General features: G+C 66.2%; 21 protein-coding genes and 1 pseudogene. 15 read left to right on the plus strand and 7 right to left on the minus strand.

Annotated elements, in window-relative coordinates; translation table 11 throughout:
• Positions 1 to 173 (minus strand): annotated as a pseudogene (locus EN857_RS30440) (helix-turn-helix domain-containing protein); the annotation flags it as partial.
• A gap of 238 nt (positions 174 to 411) precedes the next feature.
• Here EN857_RS30440 and EN857_RS30445 point away from each other — a divergent pair.
• The 3 genes from EN857_RS30445 (at position 412) to EN857_RS30455 (ending at position 2,641) form a co-directional block, all read left to right on the plus strand.
• Positions 412 to 1,518, plus strand: a complete 1,107-nt coding sequence (locus tag EN857_RS30445) for a hypothetical protein (protein ID WP_135859558.1) — start codon at positions 412 to 414, stop codon at positions 1,516 to 1,518.
• A gap of 82 nt (positions 1,519 to 1,600) precedes the next feature.
• A complete protein-coding gene (locus EN857_RS30450) occupies positions 1,601 to 2,221 on the plus strand; it encodes a nucleoside triphosphate hydrolase (RefSeq protein WP_127282636.1) in 621 nt (206 codons plus the stop codon).
• Between the two features lie 99 nt (positions 2,222 to 2,320).
• On the plus strand, positions 2,321 to 2,641 hold the full coding sequence (locus EN857_RS30455; RefSeq protein WP_127394252.1) for a hypothetical protein: 321 nt from the start codon (positions 2,321 to 2,323) through the stop codon (positions 2,639 to 2,641).
• 10 nt (positions 2,642 to 2,651) lie between these two features.
• Here the strand turns inward: EN857_RS30455 and EN857_RS30460 are convergent, their stop codons facing one another.
• The 3 genes from EN857_RS30460 to EN857_RS30470 form a co-directional block, all read right to left on the minus strand.
• Positions 2,652 to 3,356, minus strand: a complete 705-nt coding sequence (locus EN857_RS30460; protein ID WP_127394253.1) for a glutathione S-transferase N-terminal domain-containing protein — start codon at positions 3,354 to 3,356, stop codon at positions 2,652 to 2,654.
• Positions 3,357 to 3,498: 142 nt separating this feature from the next.
• Complete coding sequence (locus EN857_RS30465; protein ID WP_127393887.1) at positions 3,499 to 4,707, minus strand: beta-ketoacyl-[acyl-carrier-protein] synthase family protein; 1,209 nt, start codon at positions 4,705 to 4,707, stop codon at positions 3,499 to 3,501.
• A gap of 4 nt (positions 4,708 to 4,711) precedes the next feature.
• Positions 4,712 to 4,966, minus strand: a complete 255-nt coding sequence (locus EN857_RS30470) for an acyl carrier protein (protein WP_127282632.1) — start codon at positions 4,964 to 4,966, stop codon at positions 4,712 to 4,714.
• Between the two features lie 209 nt (positions 4,967 to 5,175).
• On the opposite strand from EN857_RS30470, the gene EN857_RS30475 reads away from it, so the two are divergent.
• Genes EN857_RS30475 through EN857_RS30495 form a run of 5 tightly spaced genes read left to right on the plus strand, consistent with a single transcriptional unit; the run spans position 5,176 to position 7,551 of the window.
• On the plus strand, positions 5,176 to 6,012 hold the full coding sequence (locus tag EN857_RS30475) for an urease accessory protein UreD (protein WP_127310193.1): 837 nt from the start codon (positions 5,176 to 5,178) through the stop codon (positions 6,010 to 6,012).
• 28 nt (positions 6,013 to 6,040) lie between these two features.
• On the plus strand, positions 6,041 to 6,343 hold the full coding sequence (locus EN857_RS30480; RefSeq protein ID WP_095805092.1) for an urease subunit gamma: 303 nt from the start codon (positions 6,041 to 6,043) through the stop codon (positions 6,341 to 6,343).
• Positions 6,344 to 6,353: 10 nt separating this feature from the next.
• Positions 6,354 to 6,608, plus strand: coding sequence for a DUF1272 domain-containing protein (locus EN857_RS30485; RefSeq protein ID WP_127310194.1), 255 nt, complete (start codon positions 6,354 to 6,356; stop codon positions 6,606 to 6,608).
• A gap of 35 nt (positions 6,609 to 6,643) precedes the next feature.
• Complete coding sequence (locus tag EN857_RS30490; protein ID WP_127393886.1) at positions 6,644 to 7,237, plus strand: HupE/UreJ family protein; 594 nt, start codon at positions 6,644 to 6,646, stop codon at positions 7,235 to 7,237.
• A gap of 8 nt (positions 7,238 to 7,245) precedes the next feature.
• Complete coding sequence (locus EN857_RS30495; protein WP_126057054.1) at positions 7,246 to 7,551, plus strand: urease subunit beta; 306 nt, start codon at positions 7,246 to 7,248, stop codon at positions 7,549 to 7,551.
• A gap of 44 nt (positions 7,552 to 7,595) precedes the next feature.
• On the opposite strand, the gene EN857_RS30500 is transcribed toward EN857_RS30495, so the two are convergent.
• Positions 7,596 to 8,087, minus strand: coding sequence for a hypothetical protein (locus tag EN857_RS30500; protein WP_127394388.1), 492 nt, complete (start codon positions 8,085 to 8,087; stop codon positions 7,596 to 7,598).
• 129 nt (positions 8,088 to 8,216) lie between these two features.
• Positions 8,217 to 8,594 carry a hypothetical protein gene (locus EN857_RS30505; protein ID WP_127282627.1) on the minus strand — a complete coding sequence of 126 codons (378 nt, stop codon included), beginning with the start codon at positions 8,592 to 8,594 and terminating at the stop codon, positions 8,217 to 8,219.
• A 164-nt stretch (positions 8,595 to 8,758) separates the two neighbouring features.
• Between EN857_RS30505 and ureC the strand changes: the two genes are divergently transcribed.
• The 7 genes from ureC to EN857_RS30540 all read left to right on the plus strand — a co-directional run bounded on the left by ureC (position 8,759) and on the right by EN857_RS30540 (position 14,327).
• On the plus strand, positions 8,759 to 10,474 hold the full coding sequence (ureC, locus tag EN857_RS30510; RefSeq protein ID WP_189379701.1) for an urease subunit alpha: 1,716 nt from the start codon (positions 8,759 to 8,761) through the stop codon (positions 10,472 to 10,474).
• An 84-nt stretch (positions 10,475 to 10,558) separates the two neighbouring features.
• Positions 10,559 to 11,164 carry a glutathione S-transferase family protein gene (locus EN857_RS30515; protein WP_127282625.1) on the plus strand — a complete coding sequence of 202 codons (606 nt, stop codon included), beginning with the start codon at positions 10,559 to 10,561 and terminating at the stop codon, positions 11,162 to 11,164.
• The gene (gene ureE, locus EN857_RS30520) at positions 11,161 to 11,763 is read left to right on the plus strand and encodes an urease accessory protein UreE (RefSeq protein WP_127282624.1); all 603 of its coding nucleotides are present in this window, start codon (positions 11,161 to 11,163) and stop codon (positions 11,761 to 11,763) included. The genes EN857_RS30515 and ureE overlap by 4 nt, the downstream gene beginning before the upstream one ends.
• The gene (locus tag EN857_RS30525) at positions 11,756 to 12,427 is read left to right on the plus strand and encodes an urease accessory protein UreF (protein ID WP_189379794.1); all 672 of its coding nucleotides are present in this window, start codon (positions 11,756 to 11,758) and stop codon (positions 12,425 to 12,427) included. The genes ureE and EN857_RS30525 overlap by 8 nt, the downstream gene beginning before the upstream one ends.
• Positions 12,424 to 12,864 carry a DUF3995 domain-containing protein gene (locus tag EN857_RS30530; RefSeq protein WP_127282623.1) on the plus strand — a complete coding sequence of 147 codons (441 nt, stop codon included), beginning with the start codon at positions 12,424 to 12,426 and terminating at the stop codon, positions 12,862 to 12,864. The genes EN857_RS30525 and EN857_RS30530 overlap by 4 nt, the downstream gene beginning before the upstream one ends.
• Positions 12,861 to 13,493 carry an urease accessory protein UreG gene (gene ureG, locus EN857_RS30535; RefSeq protein ID WP_127282622.1) on the plus strand — a complete coding sequence of 211 codons (633 nt, stop codon included), beginning with the start codon at positions 12,861 to 12,863 and terminating at the stop codon, positions 13,491 to 13,493. Before EN857_RS30530 ends, ureG begins: the two co-directional genes overlap by 4 nt.
• A gap of 66 nt (positions 13,494 to 13,559) precedes the next feature.
• Positions 13,560 to 14,327, plus strand: coding sequence for a class II aldolase and adducin N-terminal domain-containing protein (locus EN857_RS30540; RefSeq protein ID WP_127282621.1), 768 nt, complete (start codon positions 13,560 to 13,562; stop codon positions 14,325 to 14,327).
• Between the two features lie 336 nt (positions 14,328 to 14,663).
• Here EN857_RS30540 and EN857_RS30545 read toward each other — a convergent pair whose 3' ends face one another.
• Positions 14,664 to 15,296, minus strand: coding sequence for an HAD family phosphatase (locus EN857_RS30545; RefSeq protein ID WP_127282620.1), 633 nt, complete (start codon positions 15,294 to 15,296; stop codon positions 14,664 to 14,666).
• Between the last annotated feature and the right edge of the window lie 153 nt (positions 15,297 to 15,449).

A 15,449-nucleotide genomic window follows, 5' to 3' on the forward strand; every position in this document is an offset into this window, starting at 1 on the left:
CCGATCGTGCAAACCCTCCGGGCCAAACTCCCGGTAGCGACCCAGCCATTTATAGCCGATCTTGCGCGAAATGCCGTAGGCCGCACAAAGCTCGCTCATCGTCTCTTCGCCAGAAAGGCAATCCACTCAAAACGAAGCCGCTCGTCCATGATGCCAGTCTCTCGCCAAACCATCGCCGGGTCCTCCGGCGAGGGAGAAAACTGTCACCTATGCAATCGGTCCATTCTGTTACCTATCTATCCGGTTCGGACACAGCCCCTTTCTCCCCGTCACTATACGGGGAGAAATGCCCGGCAGGGCAATGAGGGGCGGCGCCGACTTCCCGTCTGATGCAAAATGCTTTTCGCAGCGCTTGCGCATCGGGCATCGCGCGGGCTTTGCTGGCGCCAAAGATTCGCGAGGGTGACAGGCATGGATACGGTCACGATCAAGGCAAGGGGCATCTCGGTCGCGCTCGACCTTGCGGTCGGCCACATCGCAGACATGACGGTCGAGGCCGACGGCCGCCGGCTGCAGCCGCTGCATCGCGCGCCCTGGGTCGGCGCGCCGCGCGAGAGCCTGCCGCAGGACCTGCCCGAGGGCACGGTGCGACTCTCCGGCGATTTCCTCTGCGCGCCGTTCTCGCGCGCTGATGTCGAGGAGGCGCCGCTGCATGGCTGGCCGGCGAACAGCGCCTGGGACCTGGTTGAAGATAGCGCCGTCAGCGATGGCTGGCGCGCCAGCTTCCGGCTGCGCCGCAAGGTCATGGGTGCCAGCGTCGACAAGGTGCTGACGCTGCGCGACACCCACCCCTTCCTCTACCAGGAGCATGTCTTTTCCGGCGGCGCCGGCGCCATTTCCGTCGCCCACCATCCAATGACGGTAATGCAGGGCGGCGGGTCTCTCGCCTTCTCGCCGAAGCGCTATGCGGCGACGCCGGGCGACCCGCTGGAGCCCGATCCGGCGCGCGGCCGTTTCCTCCTTGCCTACCCCGCCCGCTCGGCCGATCTGACCCGGTTTCCCACGGCAGCCGGCGGCACCGCCGATCTCACCGAGTATCGCATAGAGGACAGGCGCGAGGATTTCCTGACGCTGGTGGAAGCCGATCACGGCGGGCCGGGCTGGACGGCGCTTGCGCGCCATGCCGAGCAGGACCTGGTGCTGGTGCTGAAGAACCCGGCCGAATTGCCCATCACCATGCTGTGGTTCAGCAATGGCGGCCGCGACTACGCGCCGTGGGGCGGCCGCCATCTCGGGGTGCTCGGCATCGAGGACGGTCGCGCCGCGGTCGGCCACGCCGCCTCGCTCGGCGACAACTGGCTGAAGCGCGAAGGCGTCGCCACCGCCTTTGCGCTTGCCGAAGGCCGCAGCGTCTCCTTCCGCCATGTCATCGGCGCCGTGCCTTTCGCCGGCGGCGAGCCGCCGCGCGACATCGAGGCCGCGCGCGACCACATGCGCATAACCGGCGCCGACGGCATGGTTCGGGAGATCGCTTTCGACGGCGATTTCCTGCGCCTCGGCCGCTCCGTTCCGGCCTGAACGCCGGGCATCCCGCGCGGGTTTGAAATTTCCGCCGACTGCCGCCAAGATGCGGCCGAAAATCGCTACCGGAAAGGCGCCGATGTCCGAGATCGCCCATATCACAGCCGCCATCTTCAAGCGCGCCGGCAAGGCCAAGCGCTTCGTCGTCGCCATCGCCGGCCCGCCCGGCGCCGGCAAGTCGACGCTGTCCGGCAGGCTGCATGAACTGCTGCCGGAAGGCGCTTCCGAAGTGGTGCCGATGGACGGCTTCCACTTTGACGACATCGTGCTCAACCGCCGTGGTCTGCGCGCGCGCAAGGGCGCGCCGGAGACCTTCGACTTCGCCGGCTTCGAGACGCTGCTGAAGCGCATCCGCTCGGGCGAGCCCGACATTGCCATTCCGGTGTTCGACCGCGGCATGGAACTGTCGCGCGCCGCGGCCGAGATCATCGGCGCCGACACCAAGTTCATCCTGGTCGAGGGCAACTATCTGCTGCTCGACGAGGAGCCGTGGTCGCGGCTGGCGCCTCTGTTCGATTTCACCATCTTCGTCGACGTGCCGCGGGGCGAGCTCGAGCGCCGCCTGATGGAGCGCTGGCGCGGCCATGGCCGCTCCGACGAGGACGCCCGCGCCTGGATCGCCTCCAACGACATGCCCAACATCGATCGCGTGCTGGCGCGGCGGCGGGTCGCCGATCTCGTCATCGGCGAACCGGGCTAAGGCGAACTCGTTCAATTTGCAGCAATTTCCGAGCGGAACCTTAAGACTTTCCGGTCGTTATGCCGACATCCTGATTGTGTCGTTTGAAGGACTCGTCCGATGGCTACCAGCACAAGAAAACCCGTCAAGGGCAAGGCAGCTCCGCGCAAGGCCACCCAAGCGAAAAACGGCGCCGGCCCGGCAATAGCCGAGCGCTCGAAGGACGCCAAGCCAGCCTTCGGCAAGGCGGCGCCCAAGAAGGTGGTGCCGGGCGCGGTGCACAAGGCCGCCGTGAAGGCGCCGAAGTCGCACAAGCCGGCGGCAGCCAAGTCGGGCCCGATCCGCACCGTGGCAAGCATTGCAACGGGCGCGGTGGCCGCCACAGCGCGGCTCGCGGCTTCGGTGATTGGCAGAGGTGGCGCGAAAGCCAAGGCGAAGTAGGGTCGGCCTTTCAGCCCCTGGCGGGGATGGTGAGGCCTCTCTGCACCGCCGGCCGCGCCAGTCCGCGCTCCAGCCATGCCGCCACGAGCGGAAAGTCGTCGAAGCCGACGAGTTCGCGCGCCTCGTAGAAGCCGATCAAATTGCGCACCCAGCCGAGCATCGAGATGTCGGCGATGGTGTAGTCGTCATCCATGATCCAGCTGCGGCCCTTGAGCCTGGTTTCGAGCACGCCGATCAGCCGCCGCGACTCGTCGCGATAGCGCTCCAGCGGCCGCTTGTCGGCGATCTCGCGCCCGGCGAATTTGTTGAAGAAGCCGACCTGGCCGAAGATCGGGCCGATCGCGGCCATCTGGAAGAACACCCACTGGATCGTCTCGTAGCGACGGATCGGATCGGCGGGGATCAGCTTGCCGGTCTTGTCAGTGAGATAAAGCAGGATGGCGCCGGATTCGAACAGGCCGATCGGCTTGCCGCCGGGGCCGTTCGGATCGATGATCGCCGGGATCTTGCCGTTGGGGTTGAGCGACAGGAATTCCGGCGTCCAGCTTTCGTTCTTGCCGATGTTGACCGCATGCGGCTCGTAGGCAAGGCCAAGCTCCTCCAGCGTGATCGACACCTTCACCCCGTTCGGCGTCGGGAAGGAATAGAGCTGGATGCGATCGGGATGGGCGGCCGGCCAGCGCATGGCGATCGGAAAGGCGGACAGGTCGGTCATCGAAGGCTCCTGGGCGGGGACTGGGCGCCGGACGGCGGTCGTGGCGGGTCGCCATGAGTTAGGCGCGCGGCCCGCCGCGATCAATATGCAAGCGAGGGTTCCGGACCGTCGATGGAAATGACCCTGGCGGAAATAGAGGCCGTCAGACCGCCTTGAAGGCCAGCACCGCATTGGTGCCGCCAAAGGCGAAACCGTTGCTGATCGCGGCGCGCACCTTGCGTTCGCGCGCGACATTCGGCGTCACGTCGAGATCGCAATCCGGGTCGGCCTCGCGGAAGTTCGCCGTCGGCGGCACGATGCCGTCGCGGATCGCCATCACGCAGGCGATCATCTCCAGCCCGCCCGAGGCGCCGAGGCAGTGCGCATGCATCGACTTGGTCGAGGATATGGAAAGCGCGCGCGCGTGCTCGCCGAAGACGCGCTTGATTGCCGCCGTCTCGATCTGGTCGTTGGCCTTGGTGCCGGTGCCGTGCGCGTTGAGATAGTCGATGTCCTCGGGATTGAGGCCGGCGTCGGCGAGGCAGAAGCGCATTGCCGCCTCCGGCCCCTCGACGGTCGGCGCGACGATGTCGGAGGCGTCGGCGGAGAGGCCGGCGCCGGCGATCTCGGCGAGGATTGTGGCGCCGCGCGCCATGGCGTGGTCGTAGCTTTCCAGCACCGCCATGCCGGCGCCTTCGCCGAGCACCAGGCCTTGGCGGTCGGCCGAGAACGGCCGGCAGGTTTCGGGCGACAGCACGCGCAGCGCCTCCCAGCCCTTCAGCACGCCCCAGACCAGCGGCGCGTCGGTGCCGCCGGCGACCATGACGTCGGCGCGGCCGAGCCGGATCTGGTCGACAGCCGTGGCGATCGCGTGGTTGGCCGACGAGCAGGCCGAGGTGACGCCGAAGACCGGCCCGCGCAGCCCGAGATTCATGCTGACCTGGCCCGAGGCGGCGCCTGGCATCACCTTCGGTACGGTGAAGATGCCGGCGCGGTTTTTCTTGTCGATCAAAATGGCGCGGTAGTTTTCCTCGATCGCCTCGAAGCCGCAGACGCCGACGCCGACGATCGTGCCCATCCGGTAGGTATTGTCCGCATGCGTCGCCAGTCCGGACTGCTGCATGGCTTCGCGTGCCGCGATCACCGCCAGCAGGCTGAAGCGATCCATCGACACCAGCTGCTTGCGGTCGATGCCGTGCTCGGGCAACTCCTTGATCTCGCAGCCGATCTTGACCTTCAAATCGTGCAGCAGCGGATTGTCGATCGGCCCGATCGCCGAGCGGCCGGCGCGCATTTCGCTCCAGATGGCGGTGGCATCGGTGCCAAGCCCGCAGAGTCCGCCGATGCCGGTAATGACGACGCGTTTCAGCATGCGGTCAGGCTTTTTTCGCGATCAGCGCGCGAACCGCCTCGACCATGTCGCCGACATTCTTCAGATTGCTCCAGGCATCGACCGTGTTCATCTCGATCTCGATGCCATACTCTTCCTCGAGATCGAAGATGATCTCGGTCAGTTCCAGTGAATGGATGCCCAGCGCGGTCAATTCGGTGCTGGTGGTGATCTCTTCGCCGCCGGGCTCGGCATGAGCCTTGATCTTCGCGATGATGTCCGTCGCCAGCTGATCAGCCATTCGGTCTCTTCCCCACTTTGTCGTTTCCCGACGCCAATCGATCAGCGCCCCTTTTATCCCCGGATTCGCATCGTCGTCGTCGCTTCATGCTCCGTCAGACGTCGCATGACCGTTCCAAGGTGGCTCCCTCTATAGAAACCGAAACGCTGTCAAGCAACAAGCTATATATCGACAAAGCCGCCGGAGTGCTTAACGTTGGCGGCATGGACATGATGGCAACTCTCTCGACTTCAGCGCCGACTGCACAGCGTGTTGCCGGGCGAGCCAGGCTTTTCTGCGGCAGGAAGGACGGCCGCACGCGGCTCGAGCGTCTTTACCAGGACGGCTCGGCCAAGATCCGCATGCCGGCCGTCTCGGTCGACCCGCTGGAAGCCGTGCTGATCAACACCGCCGGCGGCCTGACCGGCGGCGACCGCCTTGCCTGGCAGGTCGACGTCGGCGCCGGTGCCTCTGCCTCGATCACCACCCAGGCCTGCGAGAAGGTCTATCGAGCTGCCTCCGACCGTGCCGAAATGCGGGTCGAGCTGAATGTCGGCGCAGGCGGCAGCCTCGCCTGGCTGCCGCAGGAAACCATCGTCTTCGACCGCGCGGCTTTCGCCCGCAGCCTCGACGTCGAGCTTGCCGCCGGCGCCGAGGCGCTGTTGCTGGAGGCCACCGTGTTCGGCCGCCTGGCCATGGGCGAAAGGACGACGGAAGGCAGCTTCCATGACCGCTGGCGTGTCCGCCAGGAGGGCGCTCTCGTCCACGCCGAGGATTTCCGCATAGGGCCGGACATAGCGGCTGCGCTCGGCCGCCCGGCCGTCGCCGGCGGCGCCGCCGCGGTCGCGACACTGCTGATGGTCTCGCCGCGGGCGGAGGCTTTTCTCGATCCGGCGCGCGCCATCATCGGCGATGCGGGCGGCGCCAGCGTCTGGACCGTCAACCAATCTGGCAAGCTTCTTGCGAGGCTGTTCGCCGAGGACGGCTACCGGCTCCGCAAGCGGCTGGTTCCGCTTGTCGAATTGCTCAACGGACGGGCCGGCCTGCCCAAATTATGGTCACTCTGAAGCTGATTACGCCAATCCGGGAAGACGCATGAACCTGACGCCGAGGGAAAAGGACAAGCTGCTCATCGCCATGGCGGCGATCGTGGCGCGCAAGCGGCTGGAGCGCGGCGTCAAGCTCAACCACCCGGAGGCGATCGCTTTAATCACCGACTTCGTCGTTGAAGGCGCCCGCGACGGCCGCCCGGTCGCTGAGCTGATGGAGGCCGGCGCCCATGTCGTCACCCGCGCGCAGGTGATGGATGGCATCGCCGAGATGATCCACGACGTGCAGGTGGAGGCGACGTTTCCCGACGGCACCAAGCTGGTGACCGTGCACGAGCCGATACGCTGAGGAGGAAAAGATGCTGGAGCTGCGCCCCAACTGCGAATGCTGCGACAAGGACCTGCCGCCGGAGGCGACGGATGCATTGATCTGCACCTTCGAATGCACCTTCTGCGCCGATTGCGCTGGAAACGTGCTCGGCGGCGTCTGCCCGAACTGCGGCGGCAATTTTACGGCGCGGCCGATCCGGCCGGCGGCCATGCTGAAGAAATACCCGGCTTCCACCAAACGCGTGCTCAAGGCCGAGGGTTGCGGCCCCCGCGTGGCCGCCTGACCGTCCCCAGAGAAGGCATAAGAGAAGGCAAATCGATGATCTCAGCTTCGACCAAACGCACCACGCTGACCGCCGTCATGCTGCTGGCAGCGGCGATGCCCGCCTATGCCCATGTCGGCGTCGGCACGACCTCGTCCTTCACCGCCGGCTTCATGCATCCGCTGTCCGGCCTCGACCACATGACCGCGATGGTCGCGGTCGGGCTCTGGGCGGCGCTCAAGGGTGGCAAGGCGATATGGGCATGGCCGCTGGCCTTCGTCGGCGTCATGCTGGCGGGCGGCGCGCTCGGCATGCTGCATGTGCCGGTACCCTTCGTCGAGCCGGGCATTCTTGCCTCTGTCGTGGCGCTTGGCCTGCTGGTGGCACTTGCGGTTGACCTGCCTGTCTCGGCCGGTGTCGCAATCATCGGCCTGTTCGCGCTGTTCCATGGTCACGCCCATGGCACGGAAGTGCCCGAAAACGCCGGCGGGCTGGAATACATGGCGGGCTTTGCCGGCGCTACCGCGCTGCTCCACGCCACCGGCATTGCCGCCGCGCTTGGGCTTGGCATGCGCTTCCGCGGCCTTGCCCGCGCCGCCGGTGCCGCTTGCGCGGCCGTCGGCGTCGGCCTCGTCTGCGGCGTGCTGTGAGGCTGGCGATGATCCCCGGCGAAGTCATCACCGCCAAAGGCGATATCGAGCTCAACAAGGGCCTGCCGACGCTGACGCTGAAAGTCGCCAACAGCGGCGACCGGCCGATCCAGGTCGGCAGCCACTATCATTTCTTCGAGACCAATGAAGGGCTGAAATTCGACCGCGAGGCCGCCAGGGGCATGCGCCTCGATATCGCCGCCGGCACGGCGATCCGCTTCGAGCCGGGGCAGGAGCGCGACGTCACGCTGGTGCCGCTCGGGGGAAAACGCGAAGTCTACGGTTTTCAGCAGAAGGTGATGGGCAAGCTGTGAGGCCGTTGGCGCCTGGAGCTGTCGGTCCATTCCGCGCGTCCGGCTCAGCCTGGCGGCTTGGCTGCCGCATAGATAACGACTTTCCCCGGATCGTCGAACGCGACGGCGACGACGTCCTCTGCCTGCACGCGCCGCGAATCGATGGCGTTGAACAGCAGCGCGTTGGCTTCGATCTCCTTGCGCAGCTCCGCGATGTCGTCCCGGTGCTGCTCGATCTTGCTCTCGATCGCCGGCGGCGGTCCGCCTTCGCTGCGTGCGGCGTCGGTGAGGAACACGATGTCGACCTTGTCGAGCTTGGAGGTCTTGCGCACCGCGCCGATGTTCTCGCGCGTCCGGTCGATCGCGCTGGCGACCTTGCCTGCCTGGGCGGTGGTCTTGCTCTCTTCCTGCTCGACGTCGGAGCCGACGATGCGGTCGACCGTCTCCTTGTTTTCGAGCCCTTGCGCGTTCAGTCCGGCAAGGGGCGCGGCCGCCAGCAGCAGCGCCACGGCGGCTGCGCTTTTCAGCCTCGTAACGGAGAAGGGGTTGATCGCCATGGCTCGCTCCTGAGGGGGGTCGCTTCCGGACGCGGTGCAGCGCGACAGGGACGAAACGGCTTCCGTCCGGCGATGGTTCCCTCTTCGGCGCCGTGGGCGGACCGGGTGCCGGTCCGCCGCGGCCGGTCGTCAGCTCGCCTTCTTGGTGATCAGGGTCAGCGCGCCGCCGGTGTTCATGCTGGCAGCGACCACTTGCGCCGAGGTGAGCCCCTTGGCTTCCAGCGCCGACTTCACCTTGGGCGTCGCGTCGATAGAGCTGCGCAGTTTCTGCAGCCCGGCCTCGCCGCGCTCGGCGATCACCTGGTTGACCTGCGTCTGGGTGTCCTTGGGCAGCTCGGTGATGTCGACGATGTTGACGCTCTGGATCGTCGGCACGGCCGGCTGCGCGCCGGGCGCCGCGGGAGCGGTCGGCGCGGGCTGCTGCTGCTGGGCAGGCTGCTGCTGGGCGCTGGCGGCGCTCGCCAGCATCGCGGCAGCGGCGGCCGCCAGAAGTGTCGTTTTGCGCATGGATTTTCCTTCCATCGATTTGGCAAACGGTCGTTTCGGGGTGACTCGCCCACCTCAACCGCCAAATGGGAACACAAGGTGTCGCCCAGCGGGTCATTGCGTGACCATAGGATGGCGCCAATGTGGAGCCCGGCTTCGATCGGGCCGCTTTTCGGGAGCAAGTGCTGATGGCTAGAATTACCCGCGCCGCCTATGCGCAGATGTACGGCCCGACGGTCGGCGACAAGGTGCGGCTTGCCGACACCGAGCTCATCATCGAAGTCGAGAAGGATCTAACGCTCCACGGCGAGGAGGTGAAATTCGGCGGCGGCAAAGTGATCCGCGACGGCATGGGCCAGAGCCAGGTGTCGCGCGCCCAGGGCGCCGTCGACACCGTCATCACCAACGCTTTGGTCATCGATGCCACCGCCGGCATCTTCAAGGCCGACATCGGCCTCAGGGACGGCCGCATCGCCGCCATCGGCAAGGCCGGCAATCCGGACATGCAGGACGGCGTCACCATCATCATCGGCCCCGGCACCGAGATCATCGCCGGCGAGGGCAAGATCCTCACCGCCGGCGGCTTCGACGCGCATATCCACTTCATCTGCCCGCAGCAGATCGAGGAAGCGCTGATGAGCGGCATCACCACCATGCTCGGCGGCGGCACCGGTCCGGCGCACGGCACCTTGGCCACCACCTGCACGCCGGGCCCTTGGCATATGGCGCGCATGATCCAGTCCTTCGACGCTTTTCCAATGAACATCGGCCTCTCCGGCAAGGGCAATGCCTCGCTGCCGGCGGGGCTGGAAGAAATGGTGCTGGCCGGCGCCTGCTCGCTGAAGCTGCACGAGGACTGGGGCACGACGCCGGCGGCGATCGACTGCTGCCTGTCGGTCGCCGACGCCTATGACGTGCAGGTGATGATCCACACCGACACGCTGAACGAGTCCGGCTTCGTCGAGAACACGGTGGCGGCGATCAAGGGCCGCACCATCCATGCCTTCCACACCGAGGGCGCCGGCGGCGGCCATGCGCCCGACATCATCAAGGTCTGCGGCCTGCCCAACGTCATCCCGTCCTCGACCAATCCGACAAGGCCCTACACGGTCAACACGCTGGCCGAGCATCTCGACATGCTGATGGTCTGCCACCATCTGTCGCCGTCGATCCCCGAGGACATCGCCTTCGCCGAAAGCCGCATCCGCAAGGAAACGATCGCCGCCGAAGATATCTTGCACGACATCGGCGCCTTCTCGATCATCTCGTCGGACAGCCAGGCCATGGGCCGCGTCGGCGAGGTGGCGATCCGCTGCTGGCAGACCGCCGACAAGATGAAGCGCCAGCGCGGTTCGCTGCCTGAGGAGACCGGCGACAACGACAATTTCCGCGTCCGCCGCTACATCGCCAAATACACCATCAACCCGGCCATCGCGCACGGCCTGTCGAGGGAGATCGGCTCGGTGGCGGTCGGAAAACGCGCCGATCTGGTGCTGTGGAACCCGGCCTTCTTCGGCGTCAAGCCGGAGATGGTGCTGGTCGGCGGCTCGATCGCCGCCGCCCCGATGGGCGATCCCAACGCCTCGATCCCGACGCCGCAGCCGATGCACTACCGGCCGATGTTCGGCGCCTATGGCAAGGCGCTGACCAACTCCTCGGTGACGTTCGTGTCGAAGGCGGCGCTCGACGCCGGCCTGCAAGAGAAGCTCGGCGTCGACAAGGCGATGGTCGCCGTCGAGAACACGCGCGGCGGCATCGGCAAGCATTCGATGGTGCTCAACGACGCCACGCCACACGTCGAGGTCGATCCGGAAACCTACGAAGTGCGCGCCGACGGCGAGTTGCTGACCTGCGAGCCGGCCACCGTGCTGCCGATGGCGCAGCGGTATTTCCTGTTCTAGGCGGCCGTTGAGCCGCGCTCGTTGAGCCCATTGGGTTAGGGGCTGCGATGGTTTAGGGTCCGGGAAAAAGCAGGGTTCAACTATATGTACAAGGCCGTCGGATCGCGCGGGTCCCGGGTCAGCCGCGTCCTGTGGATGCTCGAGGAGCTCGGGCAGCCCTATGAATTCGTCGAGGTCAAGCTGCGCTCGCCCGAAGCTTACGCGCTCAACCCCTCCGGCAAGGTGCCGATCCTGATCGACGGCGATCTGAAGGTCACCGATTCCGCGGCGATCTGCGTCTATCTTGCCGAAAAGCATGCCGACAAAGGCATGGGCGCCAATCCGGGTCTCGCCGGCCGCGCCGAGATGGACTCCTGGATGCATTTCGCCCAGTCGGAATTCGAGGCGCCGCTGTGGAACAAGCTGCGCCACCGCTTCATTCTGCCGAAGGAAGTCCGCGTCGATGTCGGCCCCGCCGCCGCCCACGATTTCGCCGCGGAGGTCAAGGCGCTCGATCGTCGGCTCGGCGACAAGCCTTTCGCGCTCGGCGACCGATTTTCCGCGGTCGATGTGCTGCTTGGCGACATGGGTGGCTGGGCTCGCGCCGGCCGGTTTCCGATCGAGTCCGAACGCGTCAATGCCTATTTCGAGCGCGTGCTGTCGCGTCCCGCCCGCGCGCGGGCGCAAGCTAATGGCGGAGCCATGAGATGAAACTGAACATCAACACCGATTTCACCAAATTCCCGCGCGCGATCTCCGTTCTCGCCGCGGACAAGGCCGGAGCGACCGTCCCTTACGCCAGGGCAGTGCTTGCCCATGACGAGCGGCATCTGCGCCGCCGCGCCATCGAGACCGAGACCGGCGACAAGGTGCTGGTCGACCTGCCCGAGCCGGTGGCTCTCGACAATGGCGACCGGCTGGTGCTGGAGGACGGCCGCCAGCTCGAGATCGTCGCAGCACCCGAGGACGTCTACGATATCCGTGCCCGCGATGCCGTGCATCTCACCGCGCTCGCCTGGCATATCGGCAACCGCCATCTCGCGGCGGCGATCGAGGCCGACCGCATCCTCATCCTACGCGACCATGTAATCAAGGCGATGCTGGAAGGTCTCGGCGCCACGGTGCGCGAGGTCACCGAGCCGTTCAAGCCGGTGCGCGGCGCCTATTCAGGCCATGCCGGCCACGATCACGACCATGGCCATGCGCACAGCCACGCCGAAGCGCATTCCCATGCGCATGGCGGCGAGCATTCCCACAGCCATTCGCACAGTCATTCCCATTCGCATGATGACCATCACCACCATGACTGAGCAGCCATCCGGCATCGCCCTGCTGCGGCTGATGGCGTGGCTGTCGCCGGCCTTTCCGGTCGGCGGCTTCTCCTACAGCCATGGCCTCGAACGCGCCGTGCAGGACGGGTTTGTGGCCGACAGACAAAGCCTTGCCGCCTGGCTGGAGGCGCTGGTCGAGATGGGCTCGGGCTGGAACGACGCCGTGCTGTTTGCCGAGAGCTGGCGCCGTGCCAGCGAGGTCGGCGATCTCGGCGAGATCGCGGCCGTCGCCGAAGCATTGGCAGGCTCGCGCGAGCGTCATGCCGAGACCATGCTGCAGGGCGCGGCCTTCCTCAAGGCAGCCTCGGCCTGGCCCAGTCCTGTGCTGGGGCGCCTGCCGGCCGATTGCCCTTACTGCGTCGCTGTCGGCGCCGTTGCCGGCGGCAACGGCATTGGCCTGACGGACGCGCTCTCCGCCTTCCTGCAGGCCTTCTTCTCCAACCTCGTCCAGGTGGCGATCCGGCTCGGCGTCGTCGGCCAGGTCGACGCTACGGCATCGTTAGCCGGCTTCGAGCCGCTCGCGCTGGCGACGGCCGCCCGCGCCGCCACTTCTTCGCTCGACGATCTCGGTGGCTGCGCCTTCGTCTCCGACGTCATGGCAATGCGGCACGAAACCCAGTACTCCCGGTTGTTCCGCTCATGATCGTGCTCGCCTTCGCGCTCTCGCTCGTCCTGCTCCTCATCACCGCGCTGCATGTCTATTGGGGCATCGGCGGCATCTGGCCGGGCACCGATGCCAAGTCATGCGCCCGAGCCGTCGTCGGCTTCCGCGGCGTCGACGAGATGCCGTCGCCTGGCGCCAGCTTTGCCGTCGCCGCCTGCCTTGGCCTGGCGACGCTGTGGCCACTGGCGCTCGAGGGGGTCTTTGCCTCGCCCTTTCCCAAGCCTGGCCTGGCCGCCACTTCGCTGCTCATCGCGCTGGTCTTCCTCGGGCGCGGCACCGCCGGCTTCACGCCATGGTGGCGCCGGCTGGCGCCCGAACAGCCTTTCGCGCGGCTCGACCAGCGCCTCTATTCGCCGCTCTGCCTGCTGATCGGAGCAGGCTTCGCAATCCTCGCCATCACGGAGTTTTCCGCATGACCCAGGCCAATGGCCCCCTTCGCATCGGCATCGGCGGTCCCGTCGGCTCCGGCAAGACGACGCTCACCGAAAAGCTTTGCAAGGCGCTGCGCGACGACTTCTCCATTGCCGTCGTCACCAACGACATCTACACCAGGGAAGACGCCATGATGCTGGCCCGCCTGCAGGCGCTGCCGGAGGAGCGCATCGTCGGCGTCGAGACGGGGGGGTGCCCACACACCGCCATCCGCGAGGACGCCTCGATCAATCTGCAGGCGATCGCCGAACTGAACCGCAAATTTCCGGACCTCGACGTCATCTTCATCGAATCCGGCGGCGACAATCTTGCCGCCACCTTCTCGCCCGACCTCGCCGACCTCACGCTCTATGTCATCTCGGTCTGCCAGGGCGAGGAGATCCCGAGGAAGGGCGGGCCGGCCATCACCCGCTCCGATTTCCTCATCATCAACAAGAGCGATCTGGCGCCCTATGTGAACGTCAACCTCGAAATCATGGAGAGCGACGCCGCCCGCATGCGCGGCAAGCGGCCGTTCGGCTTCACCGACCTGTCGCGCGGCAAGGGCCTCAAGGAGGTGATCGAGTTCATCGTCGAGCATGGCGGGTTGCAGTCGGCGCGCCCGGCGGCCTGACCCACGAGTTTGCCGTTGCTGGCTGGCCTTCAGCGCGGCATTGTCGCCAAAACCGGAGGATTTTCGATGAGCATCGCCCGCCTGCAGAAGGAACCGCTGAGCAACCTGCCCTTCTACGCGGAGCGCGTCGACCTCGCCTGCGCCTTCCGCTGGACGGCGCGGCTCAACATGCATGAGGCGGTGGCCAATCATTTCTCGCTAGCCGTCAACGACGACGGCACCAGATTCCTGATGAACCCCAACCAGGTGCATTTCTCGCGTATCAAGGCGAGCGACCTGCTGCTGATCGACGCCAACGATCCCGCTACGCTCTCCGGCCCCAATGCGCCGGACCCGACGGCCTGGGGCCTGCATGGCGCCATCCATCGCAACGTGCCGCATGCGCGCTGCGTCATGCATGTGCACTCGATTCACGCCACCGTGCTCGCCTCGCTGGCCGACTCTCGCCTGCCGCCGATCGACCAGAACTCGGCCACCTTCTTCAACCGTCATGTCGTCGACGCCCATTATGGCGGGCTGGCCTTCGAGGAGGAGGGCGAGCGCTGCTCGCAGCTTCTGACCGATCCCAAGGTGAAGGTCATGGTCATGGGCAATCATGGCGTGCTGGTCATCGGCGACACTGCCGCCGACACCTTCAACCGCATGTTCTATTTCGAGCGCGCCGCCGAGACATACATCAAGGCGCTATGGACCGGCCGTCCGCTGCGCACCCTGTCCGACGCCATCGCCGAAAAGACCGCGGCTGAAGCCAACAACTATCCGGGCCAGGCCGAACGCCATCTCGCCGAGCTGAAGGCGATCCTCGACGAGCAGGAACCGGCCTACCGGAACTGAGGCCTCTTCCTTCTCCCCGTCACGCATACGCCATGCACACATCTTCTGTGACTGGCGTGACTGATCAGGCCGAGGCTTGATCGCCACGTGGTTCCCCCAATCCGTCGCTGCTTCGCAGCGCCACCTTTCCCCCTCCGGAGGGAAAGGAAGGGAGCGTTGACGGCAAAAAGCTTGGTGCCTTTCCTCTACCCCGTCGATCGGGGGAGAGGTGGCTCGGCGAAGCCGAGACGGAGTGGGGGTCGACCAGCGCTACATTAGACAATCCATGCGCCAAGCTACACGGTATCGCCAATGACCAGCCGCTTAGGATGACGGCGCCGACGCTTACGAGTTCGCTTAGAGCCCCAATTGCGCCCGCAATTCATCAGCGCTGTTGATCACCACGGCCCCCGGCGGCCCAGCCATCGGCGCTTCCGGCCAGAACATCGTGCGCATCCCCGCCGCAAGGCCGGCCATGGCGCCGGTCAGGCTGTCGTCGACCGCGACGGATTGCGCCGGATCGACCTCGGCCAGATGAGCGGCGCGCAGGAACGGCTCGGGATAGGGCTTGCCTTCGCGCACGTCGTTGCGGCTGATCGTCTTCATACCGGGGTAGATCAGGCCCACGGCGCGCAGATTGGCGTCGACGATCAGCCGGTCGGAATTGGAGACAACCGCTTGCTCGACACCGCGTTCGCGCAATTCGTTGAAGATCTCGATCGCGCCCGGGCGCGGCTTCAGCGTCTCGGCCAGCGGCAGGTAGTGATCGTATTTGCGCACGATCCAGTCGTCGAACGGCAGGTCGAGCCCGAATTCGGCGCGCAGCATTTCGTAGACCGGCCATGCGGCGACGCCCAGCACCCGCTCATGCAGATTGGTCGGCGGCGCGATGCCGACGCTGCGCAGCGCCGCCACCAGGGCCGCCTCGTGCAACGGCTCGCTGTCGACCAGCGTCCCGTCCATATCCCAGAAAACCGCTTTCGGCGTCATGCAAGGCTCCTTTGCCGATCCCCTTAATCGGTTTGCGGGCCGAGATAAACCGTCAAGCAGGCCTTCCTTTGCCGCCGTCCCCACTCCAGGTCACATCGCAAGTGCAGGCAATTGCCCTGCCGATAGACAATTGCGCGTTGGCACATTCCCTGT

The organism is Mesorhizobium sp. M4B.F.Ca.ET.214.01.1.1 (genome assembly GCF_004791545.1).
Lineage (GTDB): Bacteria > Pseudomonadota > Alphaproteobacteria > Rhizobiales > Rhizobiaceae > Mesorhizobium > Mesorhizobium abyssinicae.